Source organism: uncultured Campylobacter sp. (assembly GCF_938002845.1).
GTDB lineage: Bacteria > Campylobacterota > Campylobacteria > Campylobacterales > Campylobacteraceae > Campylobacter_B.
In genome coordinates this window covers 1-16,899 of sequence record NZ_CALKZP010000011.1, presented here as the reverse complement: position 1 = coordinate 16,899, position 16,899 = coordinate 1, and the positions used below count along the sequence as shown (strand labels likewise).

Annotated in this window: 17 protein-coding genes, 6 tRNA genes and 1 pseudogene; 10 read left to right on the top strand and 14 right to left on the bottom strand. The window is 47.3% G+C overall.

From position 1 onward, the window contains the following. The 8 genes and pseudogenes from Q0224_RS01245 to Q0224_RS01210 all read right to left on the bottom strand — a co-directional run. Positions 1–847: pseudogene (locus Q0224_RS01245) on the bottom strand (hydroxylamine reductase); the annotation flags it as partial. 272 nt (positions 848–1,119) lie between these two features. After that, positions 1,120–1,194, bottom strand: a tRNA-Asn gene (locus Q0224_RS01240). Positions 1,195–1,208: 14 nt separating this feature from the next. After that, positions 1,209–1,293, bottom strand: a tRNA-Leu gene (locus Q0224_RS01235). 49 nt (positions 1,294–1,342) lie between these two features. After that, positions 1,343–1,419, bottom strand: a tRNA-Arg gene (locus Q0224_RS01230). 15 nt (positions 1,420–1,434) lie between these two features. Then, positions 1,435–1,511 (bottom strand) — tRNA-Arg (locus Q0224_RS01225). A 6-nt stretch (positions 1,512–1,517) separates the two neighbouring features. Beyond that, positions 1,518–1,594, bottom strand: a tRNA-His gene (locus tag Q0224_RS01220). A 5-nt stretch (positions 1,595–1,599) separates the two neighbouring features. Beyond that, a tRNA-Pro gene (locus Q0224_RS01215) sits at positions 1,600–1,676 on the bottom strand. Between the two features lie 74 nt (positions 1,677–1,750). Further along, positions 1,751–2,380: a non-canonical purine NTP pyrophosphatase gene (locus tag Q0224_RS01210; RefSeq protein WP_297948428.1), complete on the bottom strand. Its 630-nt coding sequence runs from the start codon at positions 2,378–2,380 to the stop codon at positions 1,751–1,753. A gap of 104 nt (positions 2,381–2,484) precedes the next feature. Between Q0224_RS01210 and Q0224_RS01205 the strand changes: the two genes are divergently transcribed. Both Q0224_RS01205 and Q0224_RS01200 read left to right on the top strand, forming a co-directional pair. Further along, positions 2,485–3,798 (top strand): MFS transporter, encoded by a 1,314-nt coding sequence (locus Q0224_RS01205; RefSeq protein WP_297948425.1) that lies wholly within the window; start codon positions 2,485–2,487, stop codon positions 3,796–3,798. Continuing rightward, complete coding sequence (locus Q0224_RS01200; protein ID WP_297948423.1) at positions 3,788–4,996, top strand: molybdopterin molybdotransferase MoeA; 1,209 nt, start codon at positions 3,788–3,790, stop codon at positions 4,994–4,996. The genes Q0224_RS01205 and Q0224_RS01200 overlap by 11 nt, the downstream gene beginning before the upstream one ends. Before the next feature lie 41 nt (positions 4,997–5,037). Here the strand turns inward: Q0224_RS01200 and Q0224_RS01195 are convergent, their stop codons facing one another. Next, positions 5,038–5,235, bottom strand: coding sequence for a hypothetical protein (locus tag Q0224_RS01195; RefSeq protein WP_297948421.1), 198 nt, complete (start codon positions 5,233–5,235; stop codon positions 5,038–5,040). Positions 5,236–5,344: 109 nt separating this feature from the next. Between Q0224_RS01195 and Q0224_RS01190 the strand changes: the two genes are divergently transcribed. Then, positions 5,345–5,857 carry a DNA-deoxyinosine glycosylase gene (locus Q0224_RS01190; protein ID WP_297948418.1) on the top strand — a complete coding sequence of 171 codons (513 nt, stop codon included), beginning with the start codon at positions 5,345–5,347 and terminating at the stop codon, positions 5,855–5,857. Positions 5,858–6,025: 168 nt separating this feature from the next. After that, complete coding sequence (locus tag Q0224_RS01185) at positions 6,026–7,237, top strand: toxin-antitoxin system YwqK family antitoxin (RefSeq protein ID WP_297948415.1); 1,212 nt, start codon at positions 6,026–6,028, stop codon at positions 7,235–7,237. 1,126 nt (positions 7,238–8,363) lie between these two features. Here Q0224_RS01185 and Q0224_RS01180 read toward each other — a convergent pair. From Q0224_RS01180 to Q0224_RS01165, 4 genes are read right to left on the bottom strand one after another with little or no spacing between them, the layout of a single operon-like run. Then, complete coding sequence (locus tag Q0224_RS01180; RefSeq protein ID WP_297948413.1) at positions 8,364–9,095, bottom strand: superoxide dismutase; 732 nt, start codon at positions 9,093–9,095, stop codon at positions 8,364–8,366. Next, positions 9,095–9,268 (bottom strand): hypothetical protein, encoded by a 174-nt coding sequence (locus Q0224_RS01175; RefSeq protein WP_005870938.1) that lies wholly within the window; start codon positions 9,266–9,268, stop codon positions 9,095–9,097. Before Q0224_RS01175 ends, Q0224_RS01180 begins: the two co-directional genes overlap by 1 nt. Further along, positions 9,261–11,375, bottom strand: a complete 2,115-nt coding sequence (locus Q0224_RS01170) for a mechanosensitive ion channel family protein (protein WP_297948410.1) — start codon at positions 11,373–11,375, stop codon at positions 9,261–9,263. The genes Q0224_RS01175 and Q0224_RS01170 overlap by 8 nt, the downstream gene beginning before the upstream one ends. Continuing rightward, a complete protein-coding gene (locus Q0224_RS01165) occupies positions 11,341–12,009 on the bottom strand; it encodes a carbonic anhydrase (RefSeq protein WP_297948409.1) in 669 nt (222 codons plus the stop codon). Before Q0224_RS01165 ends, Q0224_RS01170 begins: the two co-directional genes overlap by 35 nt. A 131-nt stretch (positions 12,010–12,140) precedes the next feature. Between Q0224_RS01165 and Q0224_RS01160 the strand changes: the two genes are divergently transcribed. The 6 genes from Q0224_RS01160 (at position 12,141) to Q0224_RS01135 (ending at position 15,808) form a co-directional block, all read left to right on the top strand. Next, complete coding sequence (locus tag Q0224_RS01160) at positions 12,141–12,836, top strand: Bax inhibitor-1/YccA family protein (protein ID WP_297948406.1); 696 nt, start codon at positions 12,141–12,143, stop codon at positions 12,834–12,836. Between the two features lie 94 nt (positions 12,837–12,930). Continuing rightward, a complete protein-coding gene (secG, locus tag Q0224_RS01155) occupies positions 12,931–13,452 on the top strand; it encodes a preprotein translocase subunit SecG (RefSeq protein WP_297948403.1) in 522 nt (173 codons plus the stop codon). A 101-nt stretch (positions 13,453–13,553) separates the two neighbouring features. Continuing rightward, positions 13,554–14,111 carry a ribosome recycling factor gene (gene frr, locus Q0224_RS01150; protein ID WP_297948400.1) on the top strand — a complete coding sequence of 186 codons (558 nt, stop codon included), beginning with the start codon at positions 13,554–13,556 and terminating at the stop codon, positions 14,109–14,111. A 3-nt stretch (positions 14,112–14,114) separates the two neighbouring features. After that, a complete protein-coding gene (gene pyrE, locus Q0224_RS01145) occupies positions 14,115–14,726 on the top strand; it encodes an orotate phosphoribosyltransferase (protein WP_297948397.1) in 612 nt (203 codons plus the stop codon). Positions 14,727–14,822: 96 nt separating this feature from the next. Then, entirely contained in the window at positions 14,823–15,248 is a 426-nt protein-coding gene (locus tag Q0224_RS01140) for an RDD family protein (RefSeq protein ID WP_297948394.1), read from the top strand. Further along, positions 15,245–15,808, top strand: coding sequence for a ribonuclease HII (locus Q0224_RS01135; RefSeq protein ID WP_297948391.1), 564 nt, complete (start codon positions 15,245–15,247; stop codon positions 15,806–15,808). The genes Q0224_RS01140 and Q0224_RS01135 overlap by 4 nt, the downstream gene beginning before the upstream one ends. A 477-nt stretch (positions 15,809–16,285) precedes the next feature. Here the strand turns inward: Q0224_RS01135 and Q0224_RS01130 are convergent. After that, positions 16,286–16,899, bottom strand: a 614-nt coding sequence (locus tag Q0224_RS01130; RefSeq protein WP_297948388.1) for a hypothetical protein, incomplete at its 5' end; no start/stop codon positions are given.

Below are 16,899 nucleotides of genomic sequence, written 5' to 3'. Positions count from 1 at the left end.
CCGATTTGATCGCGTCTAAAATTTGCGGCGCGAGGCTCAAAATCGTCTTGTAGTGTCCGCCCGTCACCAAGCTCTCGTCGCTATCCATGCTCACGTCGCCGCACGCAAGCGCGCACTCGATGAGCGGCGTAAAATCGTCGTTTTGGATATGCTTGATCCCGTCGGTACCCGCGATAGAGTAGCCAAACAGCCTGTCTGCGTAGCTACAGGACGAGCGAAGCGGCACGATGCAGTTAGTAGTCATCAAAATCGCGCCTTTAAATTCGTTAAAAAGCTTGGTCTGATCGAACCACGCCTTGCCGACGTTGCCCTTTAGGTGCGGATACTTGCGAAGCTGCGGATAGCCGTGCGCAGGAAGCATCTCTGAATGGGTGTAGATATTGATGCCCTTGCCCTCGGTCGCCTTTAGCAGCGCCTCAAGAGCGTGAAGGTTGTGTCCGCTAACCAAAATCGCCTTGCCTTCGACTTTGTTTTGGCTGACCTTAACCGGGGTCGGCACGCCGAATTTTGCGGTATGCGCCTCGCTTAAAATATCCATAATCTGCACGCCCGCACTTCCGACGGCCATCAGCTGCGCGATATGCTCGTCAAAGTTAAAATTTGAGTTCGTCAGCGTGAAATACAGCGTATCCGCCATAACGGTATCGACCGCGCTAGTATCGGCGCCGAGCTCGTGTGCGTGGTGGCGGTAGGCGCTAAGACCCTTAAGTCCGAAAACCATAGTGTCTTGAAGTAATGCTAGCGTGGAGGTTTTACCGCAGGTGCCGCGGTCTTGGCCCTTTGCGCCGCAGCCCTCGGGCGCGCTCATTTGGCACTGATGACAGAACATCTCTAGATTGTCGCTCATAGAAATCCTTTATAAAAAATTTAGTTGGTAATTTTAAGATTTTATTTAGGCAAAAAAATTGATTATAATCAATAAATGGCTAAATTTTATCAAATTTATTTACAAAATGAGAATTTTAAATTTTATAAAAGGTATTCTAGATTGCTTAGAAAGCATAACGAGAAATTAGAATATTAAAAAATTTCTGGAACAAATTTTTATAAAACTAAGAAAACTTAAAGCTCTTTAAACATCGATAAAATCAGGGGTCTAAAGGAATTTTTGAGTATATATGGCTCCGGATGCTGGATTCGAACCAGCGACCAAGCGGTTAACAGCCGCCTACTCTACCGCTGAGCTAATCCGGAACGCGTAGAATGGATGGTGCGGATGAAAGGACTTGAACCTTCATGCCGTGAGGCGCCAGATCCTAAGTCTGGTGTGTCTGCCAATTTCACCACATCCGCAAAAAAGAAAGCGCATATTAGCCAAAAAGCTCTTAATATGAGCTTAATATGGTACGCCCAAGAGGACTCGAACCTCTGGCCTACGGCTTAGAAGGCCGTTGCTCTATCCAACTGAGCTATGAGCGCAAAATATCAAATCAGTGGTACGCTCGAAAGGAGTCGAACCTTCAACCTACAGATCCGAAGTCTGTTGCTCTATCCAATTGAGCTACGAGCGCATAAAGTGGGGTGAGTTGTGGGAATCGAACCCACGACCCTCAGGACCACAATCTGATGCTCTAACCTACTGAGCTAAACTCACCACAATGGTCGGAGCGAAAGGATTCGAACCTTCGACCCTCTGGTCCCAAACCAGATGCGCTACCAGCCTGCGCTACGCTCCGAAGATTTTCGTGGATTGAATGAAAAGCGTATTATATATATTTTTTCTTAAATTCCGCTTTTTACGGCTTTAAATTTAATGAAATTTAGCAAGCCTCATCTGTTTTTCTAAATTTTTCAACAAAATTTGCATCAGCGCTAGCCCCTTTGTGCGGTGCGAAATTTTAAATTTTACCGCAGCGGGCAGCTCTCCGATCGTGCGGTCAAATCCACGCGGAATAAACATAAAATCGTATCCGAAGCCGTTGCGACCGCGCTGCTTCGTTATCGCCGTGCCGTGCATAAAACCATGCGTGCAAAACTCGCCCAGAGCGCATTTTAGCGCGATCGCCGCCGTGTAATGCGCGGATGAGGAGTCTAAATTTAAAGCTCTCAGCTCGCTTGCTAATTTATCGCGATTGCTCGCGTCCGTTGCATCTGAGCCGCTAAAGCGCGCCGAAAATATCCCCGGAGCCCCGCCCAGCGCATCCACGCAGATACCGCTATCGTCACTTAACACAAAAAATTCGCTCTGTAAATTTTTGCTCTTTAGCGCCTCATGCACTGCGCGAACTTTGATAAGCGCGTTTTGTTTGAAGCTTGTGCCGCACTCATCGATCTCAAAAGGATCCAGCACCTCGCCGAGCGCGTAAATTTCATATTCTGCAAAGAATTCTTTTATCTCTTTTACTTTATCCGCGTTGCTCGTCGCAAGTAAAATTTTCATCCGCCCTCCTTAAATTTAATGCGCCATTTTACCCAAAATCAAAGAATTCATTACGATTTTTGGCTATAATCGCCAGAAATTTTATACTTTTAAGGCTCACAACAATGCTAAAAAGCGTCCTACCACTTAGTTTTATAATCGCTACCAGATTTTTCGGGCTGTTTATACTGCTGCCGGTGCTCAGCCTCTACGCCCTTAGCCTGCGCGGCGCCAACGAAGATCTCATCGGTCTGCTCTTTGGAATTTACGCCATTACGCAGATGATTCTGCAAACCCCGTTTGGAGTGCTAAGCGATAAGATCGGGCGCAAAAACACCCTTGCGATCGGGCTTTGCGTATTCATCATAGGTTCCTCGGTCTGTGCATTTAGCGAGGAGATCCACGCGATGATCTTTGGGCGATTTTTACAGGGCTGCGGCGCGGTCGGTGCGGTCGCAACGGCGCTGATAAGCGACTTTACGACCGAGGAGGAGCGCGGCAAGGCGATGGCGATCATGGGCGCGATGATAGGCGTGAGCTTCGGCGCGGCGATGATTTTAAGTCCCTATCTTAGCGCAAAATACGGCCTTGCGAGCCTCTTTCACCTAAGCTCGGCGCTTACGTTTTTATGTCTGTTGCTTTTATTCTTAGTCATTCCTAAAGAGCCGCAGATCCGCTCTTTCAAACAAAAAATACCGCTTCCTCTGCTGCTAAAAGATAAAAATTTGATGCTGATGAATTTAACGAATTTTTTCCAAAAGGCCTTCATGACGACGGCGTTTTTACTCATTCCTATTTTGCTCGTGCAGAAGCTGGGCCTTAGCAAAAATGACCTCATCAAGGTTTACGCGCTCGCGGCGGTTTTCGGCTTTGCCTCGATGGGCGCAAGCGGCGCGCTCGGCGAAAAAAAGGCGCTTGCGAAGCAGCTTTTGCTCCTTGGAATCTGCTTTTTCGTGCTTTCCTATCTGATCTTTGCGCTCGCGCATTCCGCGGGCATATTTATCGTGGGCGTGATGATATTTTTCGTCGGGTTTAACGTACACGAACCCATCATGCAAAGCCTCGCGTCGAAATTTGCCAAAGCTGGCCAAAAGGGCGCCGCACTCGGGATTTTTAATTCGTTCGGATTTTTCGGTAGCTTCGTCGGCGGACTTTGCGGCGGCATACTTTTCGGTAAAATCGGTATTTTTGCCCTAGGCATCGCGGTTGCGGCGCTTGGTTGCATTTGGTTCATTTTGCTTTTAAGCCTTACCGATCCTAAAATTTTTAAAAATTTATACTTTCAAAAGGGCACGGACGGCGATTTTGCCGCGCTTAAAGATCAAAACGGTGTAATTGAAATTTACGAAACCGATAAAAACTTAGTCGTTAAATTCAACTCAAATTTAATAAACGAAGAGCAGATATACAGAACTTTAAAGGGTCAAAATGGAATTTGAAAAATTTGAAAGCGCGATGGAGCGCTTCGCAAAGACGGTGCAAAAGTCTTCGCGCATCGAAAAAGTCGCGATCACGCAGGCGCTGGGACGTATTTTAGCAAGCGACGTCGCAGCGCCTTTTAGCACTCCGCGCCGTCCGACCGCCGCGATGGACGGCTATGCGCTAAAGGGCGCGGATCTAAGCGAAGGGGCTAAATTTAAGATCGTCGGCACTACGCCTGCAGGCAAGATGCCTGGCGCCACGGCAAAGGCGGGCGAGTGCGTCAAAACCTTCACCGGCGGGCTAATGTGCGAGGGTAGCGACACGCTTCTGCCTATCGAAAACGTGCAGGTACAAGACAGCGAGATCGTCGTCAAAAAGCCTGTTTCTGCGGGTTTTGCCGTGCGCGCGGCGGGCGAGAGCTACCGCGAGGGCGAACTTCTGCTTAGAAGCGGCACGAAGCTCGGATTTTCGCAAATCGCGCTGCTAGCAGAGCTGAGTCTTTTTCACATAAGCGTATTCGTCCGCCCCAAAGTAGCGATCCTTGCCACCGGCAGCGAGATTAAGGATCTGGGCGAGAGGCTCGAAAACGACGCTCAAATTTACAGCTCCAACCACATCGCGCTTGCAAATTTAGTGACGCAGCTAGGCTGCGAAGCGATGATAATGCCAATCGCGCGCGACGACGAAAAAGAGCTAGAAGGCGCGATCTTATCGGCTTTGCAGAGCGCAGACATACTTCTAACCAGCGGCGGAGTGAGCGTCGGAGACTACGACTTCGTGCAAAGCACGCTACAATCAAAATTTGAGCTAATCGTGAAAGGCGCGGCGATCAAACCGGGCCGCCACGTGCGCGTAGCCAAAACCGGCGAAAAATATATCTTCGCATTCCCGGGCTTCCCCCTCTCGGCACTCATTACGTGCATTTTGTTCCTGCGCGTATTTTTGCAAAGATCCTTCGGCGTGCGCGAAAACACGGAATTTAGCGCGATCTTGGATCACGACTACGTAAAAAAGACGCCGTTTTTGGAGTTTATGCCCGCCGTCTTGCAAAACAGAGAGGGGCGGCTTTTTGTTAGCCTGCAAAGCAAAAAGCAAGGCTCCAGCGCGATTCTGAACAATTTAGACGAGGGTAGCGTCCTGCTCGTCGCACCGCTCGAGGTCAAAGAGCTCAAAAAAGGCGAGCTCGTGCGCGTAATCTCGGTACCTAAAATTTAGGGCGCAAGGTTTCGGGGGCGGTTGCGGCGGTAGATAGAATTTTAACTGCCGCAAAGGTTAAAATTTTGCCGCTGCGAAGCGCTAAATTTAGTCGCAAAAACTCTGATTTGGGATTTGCAAAAGCTGAAATTTAGACCCAAATCGCTCGCCGTGGCAGGTTCAGTAGAATTTTTACCGCGCACCGTATCAGAGCAAACAGGCGCGCCGAAATCTTTGTTGCCGCGCAATTTAAGCTTCAAGCTACTTCGCGGGCGAAATTGCGAAATTTACGAGAGATAAAGCGAAAATGAAAGATAAATTTTATAGCGCTCCGGCAAGCGTTTTTGATGAATACAAAGCAAGCGCAAAATGAGCCAAACCCACCCTTTTAAGCCGATTTTCGATGAGAATTCTAAAATTTTAATTCTCGGCTCCTTTCCGTCCGTAGTTTCTCGCAAACTGGGCTTTTACTACGCAAATCCGCAAAATCGCTTTTGGCGGTTGCTGTCCGGGATTTTAAATGCTTCGATGCCTGTGAGCACGGATGAAAAGATAAATTTCCTGCTCGCTCATCGCATTGCTATCTACGACGCTGCGATATCCTGCGAGATAAAGGGCTCGAGCGATGCTAAAATGACCTCCGTCGAGCCTGCAAATTTAGAGCCGATCTTTAGCGGCGCACGCATCGTGCAGGTGTTCGCCAATGGCGGCAAGGCGTATGAAATCTGCGAAAAATATCTAAAAAATCAAATTTTAAACGCAACGTGCAGAGAGCCGATCAAACTACCCTCTACAAGCCCAGCGAATGCAAATTTTAGTTTTGAAAGGCTCGTGCGCGAGTGGACGATCGTCGTGAATGTGTTAAAGCGCGCCGAAATTTAGCGCTCGGGCTCGGCTCCATTAAACAGCGAGAGAGGCTGACAGGCACGGCTTGCGCTCCGCCCGCATCATAAACCAAATCCACAGCCCAAACTCCGCGAAGATTTATCTAAAATTTAGCTTCAAATTTTAAAATTCTTCAAATTTAACCGAGCCACAAGGAAGCAAAATATGAAAACCCGCAAACCCGCGCAAAATTCGCTCAATTTGGGCTTAAATTTAATGCGAAATTTTAGCTTTCCAAGCGCATTAAAGTTCCTGCTTCTGCTTCCGCTTTTGGCGCTGGGCGCGCAAGCTCTGGAGCCAAAAATCGTAATGCAGCCCGAGCCGGTCCTAAAAAACGGCCTGTATTTCGTAGCGGACAAGCCCTATAGCGGGACGCTCAAGGTGCTGCACTACAGCGTAGAAGACCTTTACGACGTAAATTTTATGGGCGTCGTCTACCCCAGAGCAAAGCCGTTACCGCCCACACTAATTCGCGAGATCGACGTAAAGGACGGCACCGCGGTGCGCGAGCGCGATTACTTTGACGGCAGAGATAAGCCTTCAAACGAATATCCGCTAAAAAACGGCCTGTACGACGGCGTCGCGAAGAGCTACTACGCGGACGGCGGCGAGCTGAGATCGCAGAGCGAATACAAAGCCGGCAAGCGCGAGGGTTTTTACAAGCTGTATTATCAGGGAAGCGGCAAGATAAAGCAGCGGGGCGCGTATAAAGCGGACAGGCGCGAGGGCGTTTTCACCGACTACTACGAAAGCGGCGAAGTAAGCGCGCGCCACCCGTATAAGGGCGGGCTGCGAAACGGCAAGGACGTAGATTATTATAAAAGCGGCAAAGTGCGCGGCGTGCGAACATACAAAGCGGGTAAGCGCCAAGGCGCGGAAAAATGGTACTACGAAAGCGGCGCGCTAAAGCAGACGGGCGCATACAAGGACGACCGCAAACAGGGCGTTTGGAAGTATTTTTACGAGGACGGCAAAACGCGCGTAGTCGAAAATTTCAAAGACGGCGAGCGCGACGGCGCCGTGCGCGAATACTACGCAAGCGGCGCACTGCAGGGCGAATACGAGTTTGAGCGCGGCAGGCAAATGGGCACGAGTAAGCAATACTACGCAAGCGGTGCGCTTGCGGCGAAGGTAATGTTCAGAGATGGGCGCAACCACGGGCTATACGAAACATATCACGAAAACGGTGCGCTCAAGGCTAGAGTTACGTTCAAGGATGGTCTGGAGACGGGCACGGCGAAGCACTACTATGCAGACGGCAAGCTCGAAGCCGAGGGCGAGTTTGAGCGCGGCAGGCTCGTGCGCGCTAAAAAATACGACGAAAGCGGCAAACTAATCAGCGACAAATCCGATAAAAACGGGCTGGCAAGGGAGTAAAGCGGGCTAAATTTTAAAATTTTAAGCGGATTTGGAATTTTGGATAGGTTTAAATTTTTAAGCAACTTTGGCTTTATATTTTGCGCTTCGGACAGATGCGGCTTTGAATTTTGATTGAGCACGACTTTGGACGAGTGTAACTTTATACGGTGCGCGAATACGGCTTGACTCTTTAAACAAGCGGGGCTTCGTGCAGCGCAGCCAGCTGCACGATTTTAGTCGATGCGGAAAATTCTGCGCTGTATTTTGGCGCACATAGCGCGCAGGTATCGCTTCGACGCGGCATAGATTGTTTCGATACAGTTTGTTTTTCCCGCGTAACGAGCCAGCTTTAACGGGCGCAAATTTTTAAAATTTAAAGCGAAATTTCAAGCCGAAACGACGCTAAAAATTTCAACTGCCAAAAAGTAAAATTTGACGATCAAATTTTGTTAAATTTAGACCGCGGTTCGCAAGCCATGCTATTCAGGCTTAAATTTCAAATCTACTGCAACCTTGCCTTTAGCGCGGCAGAATTTTAGTTGGCTTATATTTTAAAATTTGCCGACCGCTTTACTAAACAAAATTTTACGAATAGGGCATGGGTGAACAAAGCAGGGAGGCAGAGAGCGCCTCCCTATATAATTACGGAAGCAAAGAATGCGCTGCTTATTTCGGTATGAAAATTTCATGGGCTTATTTGCAACTTTAAAATTTTGCAAGATGCTCGCTCGTAGCGTTAAATTTCAATACGCGAGCGGTGGAAATTTTAAGAAAGCAGAGCTAGATAAAGCGAAATTTCGCATAAGGTCTGTGCAACGCGGTATTTGCGCATAAGATATAAGCGCTGAAAAGGAGAAGCACTCGGAATTTGGCGCGTAACGAGCGGTGAATTATAGTCAAACAAACTTCAAATTAAAAATCTTAAATTTTAATCCGTGGACGCCAAATGGGTTCAAAATCAAATTTACGTAAATTTAGAGCGCGGCAAGCCGGGAGCGCTCTCAGAGCACTACAGGCCGTATAGCGCAGTATTCGTGCGGCAAAATACAGGCATTGAAAGACGTAGCCATTTGAAATTTAGCGCGCGACGGTCATAGCGAGCTAGAATATCGCGCGCTAAAGGCTGCATAGCAAAAGTCCAAATTTACCCGCAGCAGCCGCAATCGCAGCGAGAGGAGGCGACGGGATGAAGCTCGCTGATGTAGAGCTTTACGGAGTCAAGTCCCTGCTTTTTCGCCTGGAAGTAGGCGTCGCTTGCGAAGCCGAAATCCGCAAAGCGCAGGAAATTCTCCACGTAGGGCTTGCGTGCATTTTGATGATCGGCGTAGTATGCGTGCTCCCAAAGATCGCAGGCAAGCAGTGGAATTTTGCCGTGAGCGATCGGCGTGTCCGCATTTTGCGTCGTGATAATTTCTAAATTCGCGCCACGCTCGTCGCACGCAAGCCAGCACCAGCCGCTGCCGAAAAGCCCCATCGCGCGCTTTAAAAACTCGCTTTTAAAATTTTCCATCCCGCCGAAAGCCTGCGCCAAAGCATCCGCGAGCTCGCCACTAGGCTCGCTTGGCTGCGCGATGCAGTCGAAGTAAAAATCGTGGTTGTAAATTTCAGAGGCGTTGTTAAAAATACGGCTAAAACCTAGGCAAATTTTATAAAGCTTTGAAATTTGCGAAAACTCGCACTCCTCGCCGCGCGTATCCTTGAACGACTGCGTGATGATCATAAAAAGATCCGCGTTTTGTATCGGCGTGTCCGCAATATCTCGATTTAAGGCAGAGACGTAGTCCTCGTAAAGCCCGCCGTGGTGAAATTTCAAACTCTGCAAGCTCGCGATTTTATTCGCGCGCGGATCAAAAGGCAGCGCCCTGGATCTAAACACTAATAATCCTCGCTGTCCAAATCACTATAATCGTTAAAACCGTCGTCGTCTTCGTAGCTGTAATCATCCTCGTCGTAGTTGTAGTTGTAACTCTCGTCGCCTCCGATTAAATCATCGTCCTCATATTCGTCCTCATCGAACTCTTCGTCTTCGAAGTCATCGAAATCAGCCATTTTGTTCTCCTTTGTCGTTGGAATTTACTTTTGATTTTACGCATTCGCTTGCTATTTCCGGGATATTTTCGATATAAACGCTCTGCGATGGGAAGGCAAACGATAGTCCGTTTTGCTCCACAATCTCCATTATTTTAAATAAAACATCCTCTTTCGTTTGGATGAAATTTGCCCATATTACGGTTTTTGTGAAACAGTAAACTAAAATATTAATAGACGAATCGCCAAAGCTATCTAGCGCCACGAACATAGTGCTTTTATAGCCCGCTAAATCGTCGATAGAGACCATATTTTGTCTATAGCGCATACGAAAATCTTTGGAATTTAATGCCGTATCTGCAGATTGAGCGATGCCCGGGTGAGATTTTAGCATCTCTTTGATGTCGTTTACGCACTTTCGCAGTTGATCCGTGCTCGCGCCGTATTCGACGCCTACGGTAAGCTTTAAATTCCGCCCTACCTTCCTACGGCTCCAGTTTTTGATATTTTGCGCCATTATGTTGGAATTCGGCACAAAAACAAGAGCGTTATCAAAGGTTCTGATCGTCGTCTTTCTAAAGCCCGTTTCTACGACGTTTCCTTCTATGTCGCCTAATACGACCCAATCACCTTGCGAGAACGAGTTATCGAATAATAACATCACGGATGAGAAGAAATTCGCGATGATGTCCTTGGTCGCAAACGCGATCGCAAGTCCGCCGATTCCAAGAGATGCCATAAGCGCCGAGATGTCAAAGCCTAGACGCTTTAGCACTAAAAGTGCGGCGATGATGATTACGATGACGTATAGAATTTTAACGACTAGATTTATGATATCTTTTCTGACGCCTTTTTTTGTGATGTTTCCAAGCACGACAATACCGTAACCATCGATGATTTCGATGATGAGCCATGCCCAAAGCACCACGTAAACGATCGAGAATAAATTTGCAAATTTTATCGGCACAGGCGCTGGATAATAAAAGATACTAAGACAGATATCGACCGAATAAGCGATCAGCAAAATACCCATCGGGCGCTTTATGATGCCCACTACTTGCGTTTTTAGAGTTTCGCTATCCAGCGAAAAGCTTTTATTAAAGAATTTAAATACGAAATAGATGATGTTGGCAAGTAGCCTGCGAAGCGAGTAGAAAAATAGCGTAATCAGCGTGATTAGAATGAGCTTGCCGAAATTTACGTGGCTGAGCTTAAACGGAATTTTATCGTTGATATAATCGATCACCGACTTAAAATTTAAGCTCGTAAAAACCACGCTGCTTGCGAGTAGATCGCTATTTCGCGATAGATACGTAAGCACCTCGTCGTAGGTCTGCTTGTCGTTTTTCAAATCGTTGATTTTAGACTCTAAGGCGTCTATCTGCTCTTGACTGCTTAGATTATTTTTCAAATCATTAAGTTTGCTAAAATCCCTAGTTTGGATATTTAGTAGCGTGCTACTTAGCTCGCTTTCAAGCGCGCTTCTGCTTGCGCCGTTTACAAACATATCCTCAATTTTCATAAGTGAGGTATAAAAGATCTCTGCCATCTCCATCTTTTCTAAATCCGCGCTTGCATTTACGTATTCGGGAGAGCTCTGCTTTTTGGCGTATTTTTTTAGCGTAGTTTGGATGTTCTTTTTATTTTGCGCATACGACATTATGCTTTCGATATCCATATCCTGCTGCGTAATCGCAAAAGGTAGGCGATCAAAGAGCTTAGCTTTATTGCGATCGATGGCGTCCAGTTCGTTTTTGCTCGCGTTGGCGTCGCCGCCGTTAAGCAGGGAGCTGCGCTGCAAATTTAGCTTTTTAATCTCTTTGATTACAGAGATAAGCGTCTCGCCGTTAGGAGCTTTTTTCTGCGAAGTCTCCGTTTTAGCGACCTTTTCTGCGATCATATTTATTACTTCAGTTTTATTACCATCCTCTGCACCGAGAGATTTGGATAGAATTTTAGCGACTTCTTTTTTGATCTCGGTTTTGTTGTTTTCTAAAGTAAGATTTGCCTCTGGAGTAGAAGAATTCGTCTCTACAAAGCTTCCCTCGCCGGTCGTGTTGAGGTCTGCAAACGCTAAAGCGGCGCTAAAAAGACTAATCGTTAAAAAGCTGATTATAGATTTTTTCATAATCCATTCCCTTATTTAATAGCGTAAAATGTGCGCCTTCGTCGTCGTAGTTGAATAGCTCGCCCGTTTCGATGACGTAGTGCCAGCCGTAAATTTTAATCTCGCCGTTTTTGTAGGCGTCTTTGATGCCAGGAAAGCTAAGTAAATTTTGCATGGAATTTATAATATTTAATCTCTCGGTGATCCACTCGCGCTTGTCGGCGCCGAGATCTTTTAGCTTTTCGACCTCGTCTTTTACGGGCTGCATTAAATTTAGCCAGCGCCTTACGTTTGGAATTTTTTCGAGCTTTTTTGCGTCATAAAACAGCGCCGCGCAGCCGCCGCAGTTGCTGTGCCCGCAAACGATAATATTTTTGATTTTTAGCGAATATAGCGCGTATTCAATCGCTGAGGTAGTCGCTAAAAATTCCTCGCTAATGCGGTATGGAGGAACGACGTTTGCAATATTTCGTACGACGAAAAGCTCTCCTGGAAGCGTCGAAGTAATTAGGCTTGGCACCACGCGCGAGTCGGAGCAGCCGATAAAAAGTGTGTGGGGCTTTTGATGATTTGCCAGACTTCCGAAAAGCTCGGCATGCTCGGCAAAATTTTCTTCCATAAATTTAATAGCTCCATTTATTAACTGGCTGGGCATACTTTCTCCTTAAAAAAGTCGGGAATTATATATTACTTTCATAAATAGATAGAATTCTGGGAATTTTTAATTATATATTTACCAAATTTTCGCTAAACTCCCCGCTCATAAATCAAAAGAAGGAGAAAGATATGAGTCTATACGACAGACGAAATTACGCGGACGGCTACGAGCTATCGGACGCATCACTGGAACAAGGACGAATCTCTCAGACTATTAAACAAACCTACGCGCTTCTAACCGCTTCGATGATAGCTGCGGCGGCAGGGGCTTTTGTGGCGATGAGCTTCGGCGTGAGCTTCGCTCTTCATCCGATTTTATATCTGGTAGTTTTAATGGGGCTGATCTTCGGTATGCAAGCAGCTGTAAATCGCGGCGCTAATACGATCGCGCTGGTTTTGCTTTTTGCATTTACTTTTATTACCGGTCTTACTCTAGGTAAATTGATCGCTATTTATATCGCAGCAGGCGCTGGAGACGTAGTAACGCATGCGTTTGTAGCTACGGCGATTACTTTCGGTGCTCTTACCGTTTATGCGATGAATACAAAGACAAATTTCGACTCTTGGGGCAAGCCGCTATTGGTATCGCTTGTGGCTATTATCGTGCTAAGCCTTTTGAACTACTTCTTTTTCAAAAGCACCGTGCTTGATATAGCGATTTCAGCTTTTTCGGCCTTAATCTTTTCGATGTATATCATCTACGATACTAAAAATATTATAAACGGCACCTACACTTCACCGATAATGGCTGCCGTAGATATGTATCTAAACATCTACAACCTCTTCCTTGCGCTACTAAGAATTTTCGGCGCAAGCAGAGACTAAATTCTATGCACCGCTTCGTGCGGTGCACTCTTAACTTAAAATTTATAAATCTTTTATTATAATCGCGAATTCAATTTTTTCAAAAGGTTTTATAGTGACTACGTTATTTTTGGTTTTACAAGTCGTCTTCGCCGTGATAATTACGATCTCCGTTTTGCTGCAAAAGAGCTCTTCTATTGGGCTTGGCGCATACAGCGGAAGCAACGAAAGCTTATTTGGTGCGAAGGGGCCTGCGGGGTTTTTAGCTAAATTTACCGCCGCGATGGGAATTCTATTTGTGATAAATACACTGGTGCTTGCGTATTTCTATCAGCAAGATGCTAAATCTTCCGTAGTCGATCGCGTAAAGATCGAAGCAAATGCTACTAAATCCGTACCAAACGCTGTCCCTGGCGTGCCGTCTATCCCTACTTCTGGCATAAAGCCTAATTTCGCTCCTGCAAGCACTGAGTCAAATTCTATAATTAGCGGCGAGACCAATGCGACGGATACGAAAATCGAAGCGCCCGCAGCTCCTGCTACCGATACCGCCGCAGCTAGCGCGCCTGCTCGGTCGCAAGCATCAAGTGATACCAATGCCAGCGCCGCTTCCGCAGATCAAAACACAACCAAATAAACTCTAAATTTTAAAATTTAAAAGCGCAAAATCCGCGCTTTTAAATGCTATTCTTATTTTTTTAACGCTATAATTCCGCAAATTTTATTTAAAGGATTTGAATGCTAGAAGCTATCTATAAAGAGCAAAGAGCAAACGGCGATCGAGCTATCGAGGCTTTGAAAAAGGACTTTACGACGCTACGCACCGGCAAAGTGAGCGTGGCGATCCTGGATCATATTTTCGTGGATTATTACGGCTCGCAAACTCCGCTAAATCAGGTCGCGACCGTCCTTTCGACCGATGCGGTAACGATTTCGATCACGCCGTGGGAGAAACCGATGCTAAAGGCGATCGAAAGCGCGATCGCAGCGGCAAATATCGGCGTCAATCCGAATAATGACGGCGAGAGCGTGAAGCTGTTTTTCCCGCCGATGACGGTCGAGCAACGCCAAGAAAACGCAAAAAAGGCCAAAGCGATGGGCGAGAAGGCCAAAATCGGCATTCGCAATGTCCGCAAAGATGCTAACGACGAAATCAAAAAGCTAGAAAAAGACAAAGCGATCTCCGAAGACGACGCCAAAAAGGGCTACGACGAGGTGCAAAAGATCACCGACTCATACTCCGCCAAGATCGACGACGCAGTCAAGGCCAAAGAAGCCGAGCTTTTGAAGGTTTGAGCTGTGGATATAGAAAAAATCTATCGCGACTGTGGCGCATATCTGCGAGGGCATTTTCTGCTTTCAAGCGGCAACCACTCGGAATTCTATCTGCAAAGTGCCAAAGTGCTTGAAGATCCGCAGCTCGCGGGGCAGCTCGCAGACGAGCTCGCCGCTATCATCGAAAAAGCGGGCGTGGAGTTTGATAGCGTCTGCTCGCCTGCGCTGGGCGGAATTTTAGCGGGCTACGAGCTAGCTCGCGCGGCAAAAAAACGCTTCATCTTTACTGAGCGCGTGGATCGCGTGATGAGCCTGCGCCGCGGCTTTGAAGTGCGCAAGGGCGAGAGATTTATCGTCTGCGAAGACATCGTCACGACGGGTGGCTCGGCTCTTGAGAGCGCTAGGCTCATCGAAAACCTCGGCGGAGAGGTCGTGGGCTTTGCCGCGCTTGCCAATCGCGGATTTTGCAAGGTCGCAAATTTAGCGGGCAGCGTCGCTAAGGCTGGTGCCAAGCTGCCTGCAGATAAGCCGTTTTTTGCGCTAGGCAATTTCGAGTTTGAAATTTACGAGCCCGCGACCTGCCCGCTTTGTGCTGCCGGAAGCAAGGCGATCAAGCCCGGCAGTCGCGGAAACTAGGCGCCGATTTGCTGCTAACAAACCGCAACGAGATTAAATTTTATCCTTCGGCTTTAGCGCGACGGAATTTTAAAATTTAATCCGAAACGGATCAAAATGGCAAAGCAAAAAGCTAAAATTTCACCGATTTTTCTGCGCATAAAGGCTTTCATCGTTGACCTTTTCATCATCGCGATGCCCCTATTCTACGGCGTTACCTATCTCGTCTTGGGCTCGAAAGAGGCTCTGTGGCACAACCAAGCCGCGATCGCGCTTATCTGGCTTGCTTACGGCGCTATTTGCGCAGCATTCTACACTCGCAGCGCCCAGACACCTGGCTACAAGCTCGCGGGGCTTTACCTCATCGACGTTCGCAGCGGACGCAAAGTAAGTTTTTTTAGGGCGCTAGCTCGCTTTGCTTGCTTCGTGCTTGCGGGCTTTAGCGTCATCGGGCTTTTGATCTGCTTCTTTCGCAAAGATCATCTAAACTTACACGACCTACTAAGCGGAGCCGCGCCCGTCGTGCGAAAGGACGCGCAGTGAGCGGTCAGATTTGCGGCATCGACGAGGCTGGGCGCGGCTGCCTTGCAGGGCCGCTTTGCGTCGCGGGCTGCGTGCTGCAGCGCGAGATCGCAGGCCTTGCCGATAGCAAAAAGCTAAGCGAAAAGCGCCGCGAGGAGCTCTACGCCCTGATCGTCAAAAACTCGCGCTACAAAATCGTCGAAATTTCAAGCGCACAGGTCGATGAGATCGGACTCAGCGCATGTCTAAAATTGGCGCTTGAGCAGATTCTCGCGTATTTTATGGGTTTTAGCGGACAGATCATCTACGACGGCAACGCAAACTTCGGCGTACGCGGACTTCAGACGCTCGTAAAAGCCGACGCGCAAATCGCCGAAGTAAGCGCGGCGAGCATCCTCGCCAAAGTCACGCGCGACCGCACGATGAATGAGCTTGCGCGGCGCTACCCGCAATACGGCTTCGCGCAAAACAAGGGCTATGGTTCGCGCGCGCACATCGCGGCGATCGAGCGGTACGGGCTCACGCCGTTTCACCGCGCAAGCTACAAGATCAAATCGCTGCAACCCTCGCTGTTTGATTAACGCGGCAGCAAGCCTGCTTTATCGGCGAGGCAAAACCGCCGATTTCGGTTGATGCTCCGTCGGAAAACGGCGCCGAAACTCATATTTGAAGGCAACGCACGCCGATTTTAGCCGATACGACAATCGCTAGTTTTGGCGAGCGGAATCCGCTTTTTGCCTAGCTAACAAGAATTTTAATAGCCCACAGCTCGCACTCGCGGCTATGGTCTACTCTTGCGCTGCTTGCGGGATTTTAATCGCGCTTTCGCATCTCGTAAGAGTTCGTACAAGGTCGGAATTTTATCTAAAACTGCGAGCTCGGCTCGCTCGCTTATCCGCGCGCCGCAATAAAGCTAAAATTTAAATTTAGCCTTGACGACGAGAAGGCATTGCGTTTTAAATTTAAAACCGCGGGTAAAATTTTGAATGAAATTTTGATATAAAAACTCGGCTAAATTTTAAAATTTCATCAAATTTAGCCGAGAGAAAAAAGTGTTTTTATCTTTCGTAGAAGCCCGCGAGAAGATCTTGTGATTTCATTTTATTATTAGCATCCTCTTTTCCGTCTGCGGTAAGTGCGGTAAATTTAAATTTATCCGATAGACTTGCACTCTTATCATTATTTACGATGAAATTTAGCTCGATAGTAGCCTGCGACGGCGAACCCTCCCCCGCCTTAAGTCCGATACTTGCGTCATATTGCTCTACTGTTAGCTGCGAGAAATAGATGGCTTCTTTAAGGTTTTCTATAATATAATCAACGCTATCTTCTTTTTGCAATTCCTCTTTTAACTTATTATCGCAATCAACTATCTTGTATATATCTTTGAATTTTATTTTGCCTTTAGTTTTAAGTACTTCTTGAAAGGTTGCCTCGCTAAACTTGCAATATTCTTTTGCTAGCTTAAACAGACCTTGTGCATCATAAGTCTTACCTTTGTAAAAGGTTTTAACGCTGTCTAAACATGTGTCTATCATTGTTTTTTGAGATGATTTAAACTCATCTGCTTTGATTTCCTTATTTCTTGCGTTTATAAGTTCCATATCCAAGTTGCAGACCATCTTGACCGTCTTTAATCCGCCGTTTTCCTCTTTGCTCCACGCGATACTTT

Bases quoted from the DNA above. Each gene is read 5' to 3' on its own strand.
- Q0224_RS01210 (WP_297948428.1), bottom strand. From the start codon at position 2,380: ATGAAAATTTTACTTGCGACGAGCAACGCGGATAAAGTAAAAGAGATA.
- Q0224_RS01205 (WP_297948425.1), top strand. From the start codon at position 2,485: ATGCTAAAAAGCGTCCTACCACTTAGTTTTATAATCGCTACCAGATTT.
- Q0224_RS01200 (WP_297948423.1), top strand. From the start codon at position 3,788: ATGGAATTTGAAAAATTTGAAAGCGCGATGGAGCGCTTCGCAAAGACG.
- Q0224_RS01190 (WP_297948418.1), top strand. From the start codon at position 5,345: ATGAGCCAAACCCACCCTTTTAAGCCGATTTTCGATGAGAATTCTAAA.
- Q0224_RS01185 (WP_297948415.1), top strand. From the start codon at position 6,026: ATGAAAACCCGCAAACCCGCGCAAAATTCGCTCAATTTGGGCTTAAAT.
- Q0224_RS01175 (WP_005870938.1), bottom strand. From the start codon at position 9,268: ATGGCTGATTTCGATGACTTCGAAGACGAAGAGTTCGATGAGGACGAA.
- Q0224_RS01170 (WP_297948410.1), bottom strand. From the start codon at position 11,375: ATGAAAAAATCTATAATCAGCTTTTTAACGATTAGTCTTTTTAGCGCC.
- Q0224_RS01165 (WP_297948409.1), bottom strand. From the start codon at position 12,009: ATGCCCAGCCAGTTAATAAATGGAGCTATTAAATTTATGGAAGAAAAT.
- Q0224_RS01160 (WP_297948406.1), top strand. From the start codon at position 12,141: ATGAGTCTATACGACAGACGAAATTACGCGGACGGCTACGAGCTATCG.
- frr (WP_297948400.1), top strand. From the start codon at position 13,554: ATGCTAGAAGCTATCTATAAAGAGCAAAGAGCAAACGGCGATCGAGCT.
- Q0224_RS01140 (WP_297948394.1), top strand. From the start codon at position 14,823: ATGGCAAAGCAAAAAGCTAAAATTTCACCGATTTTTCTGCGCATAAAG.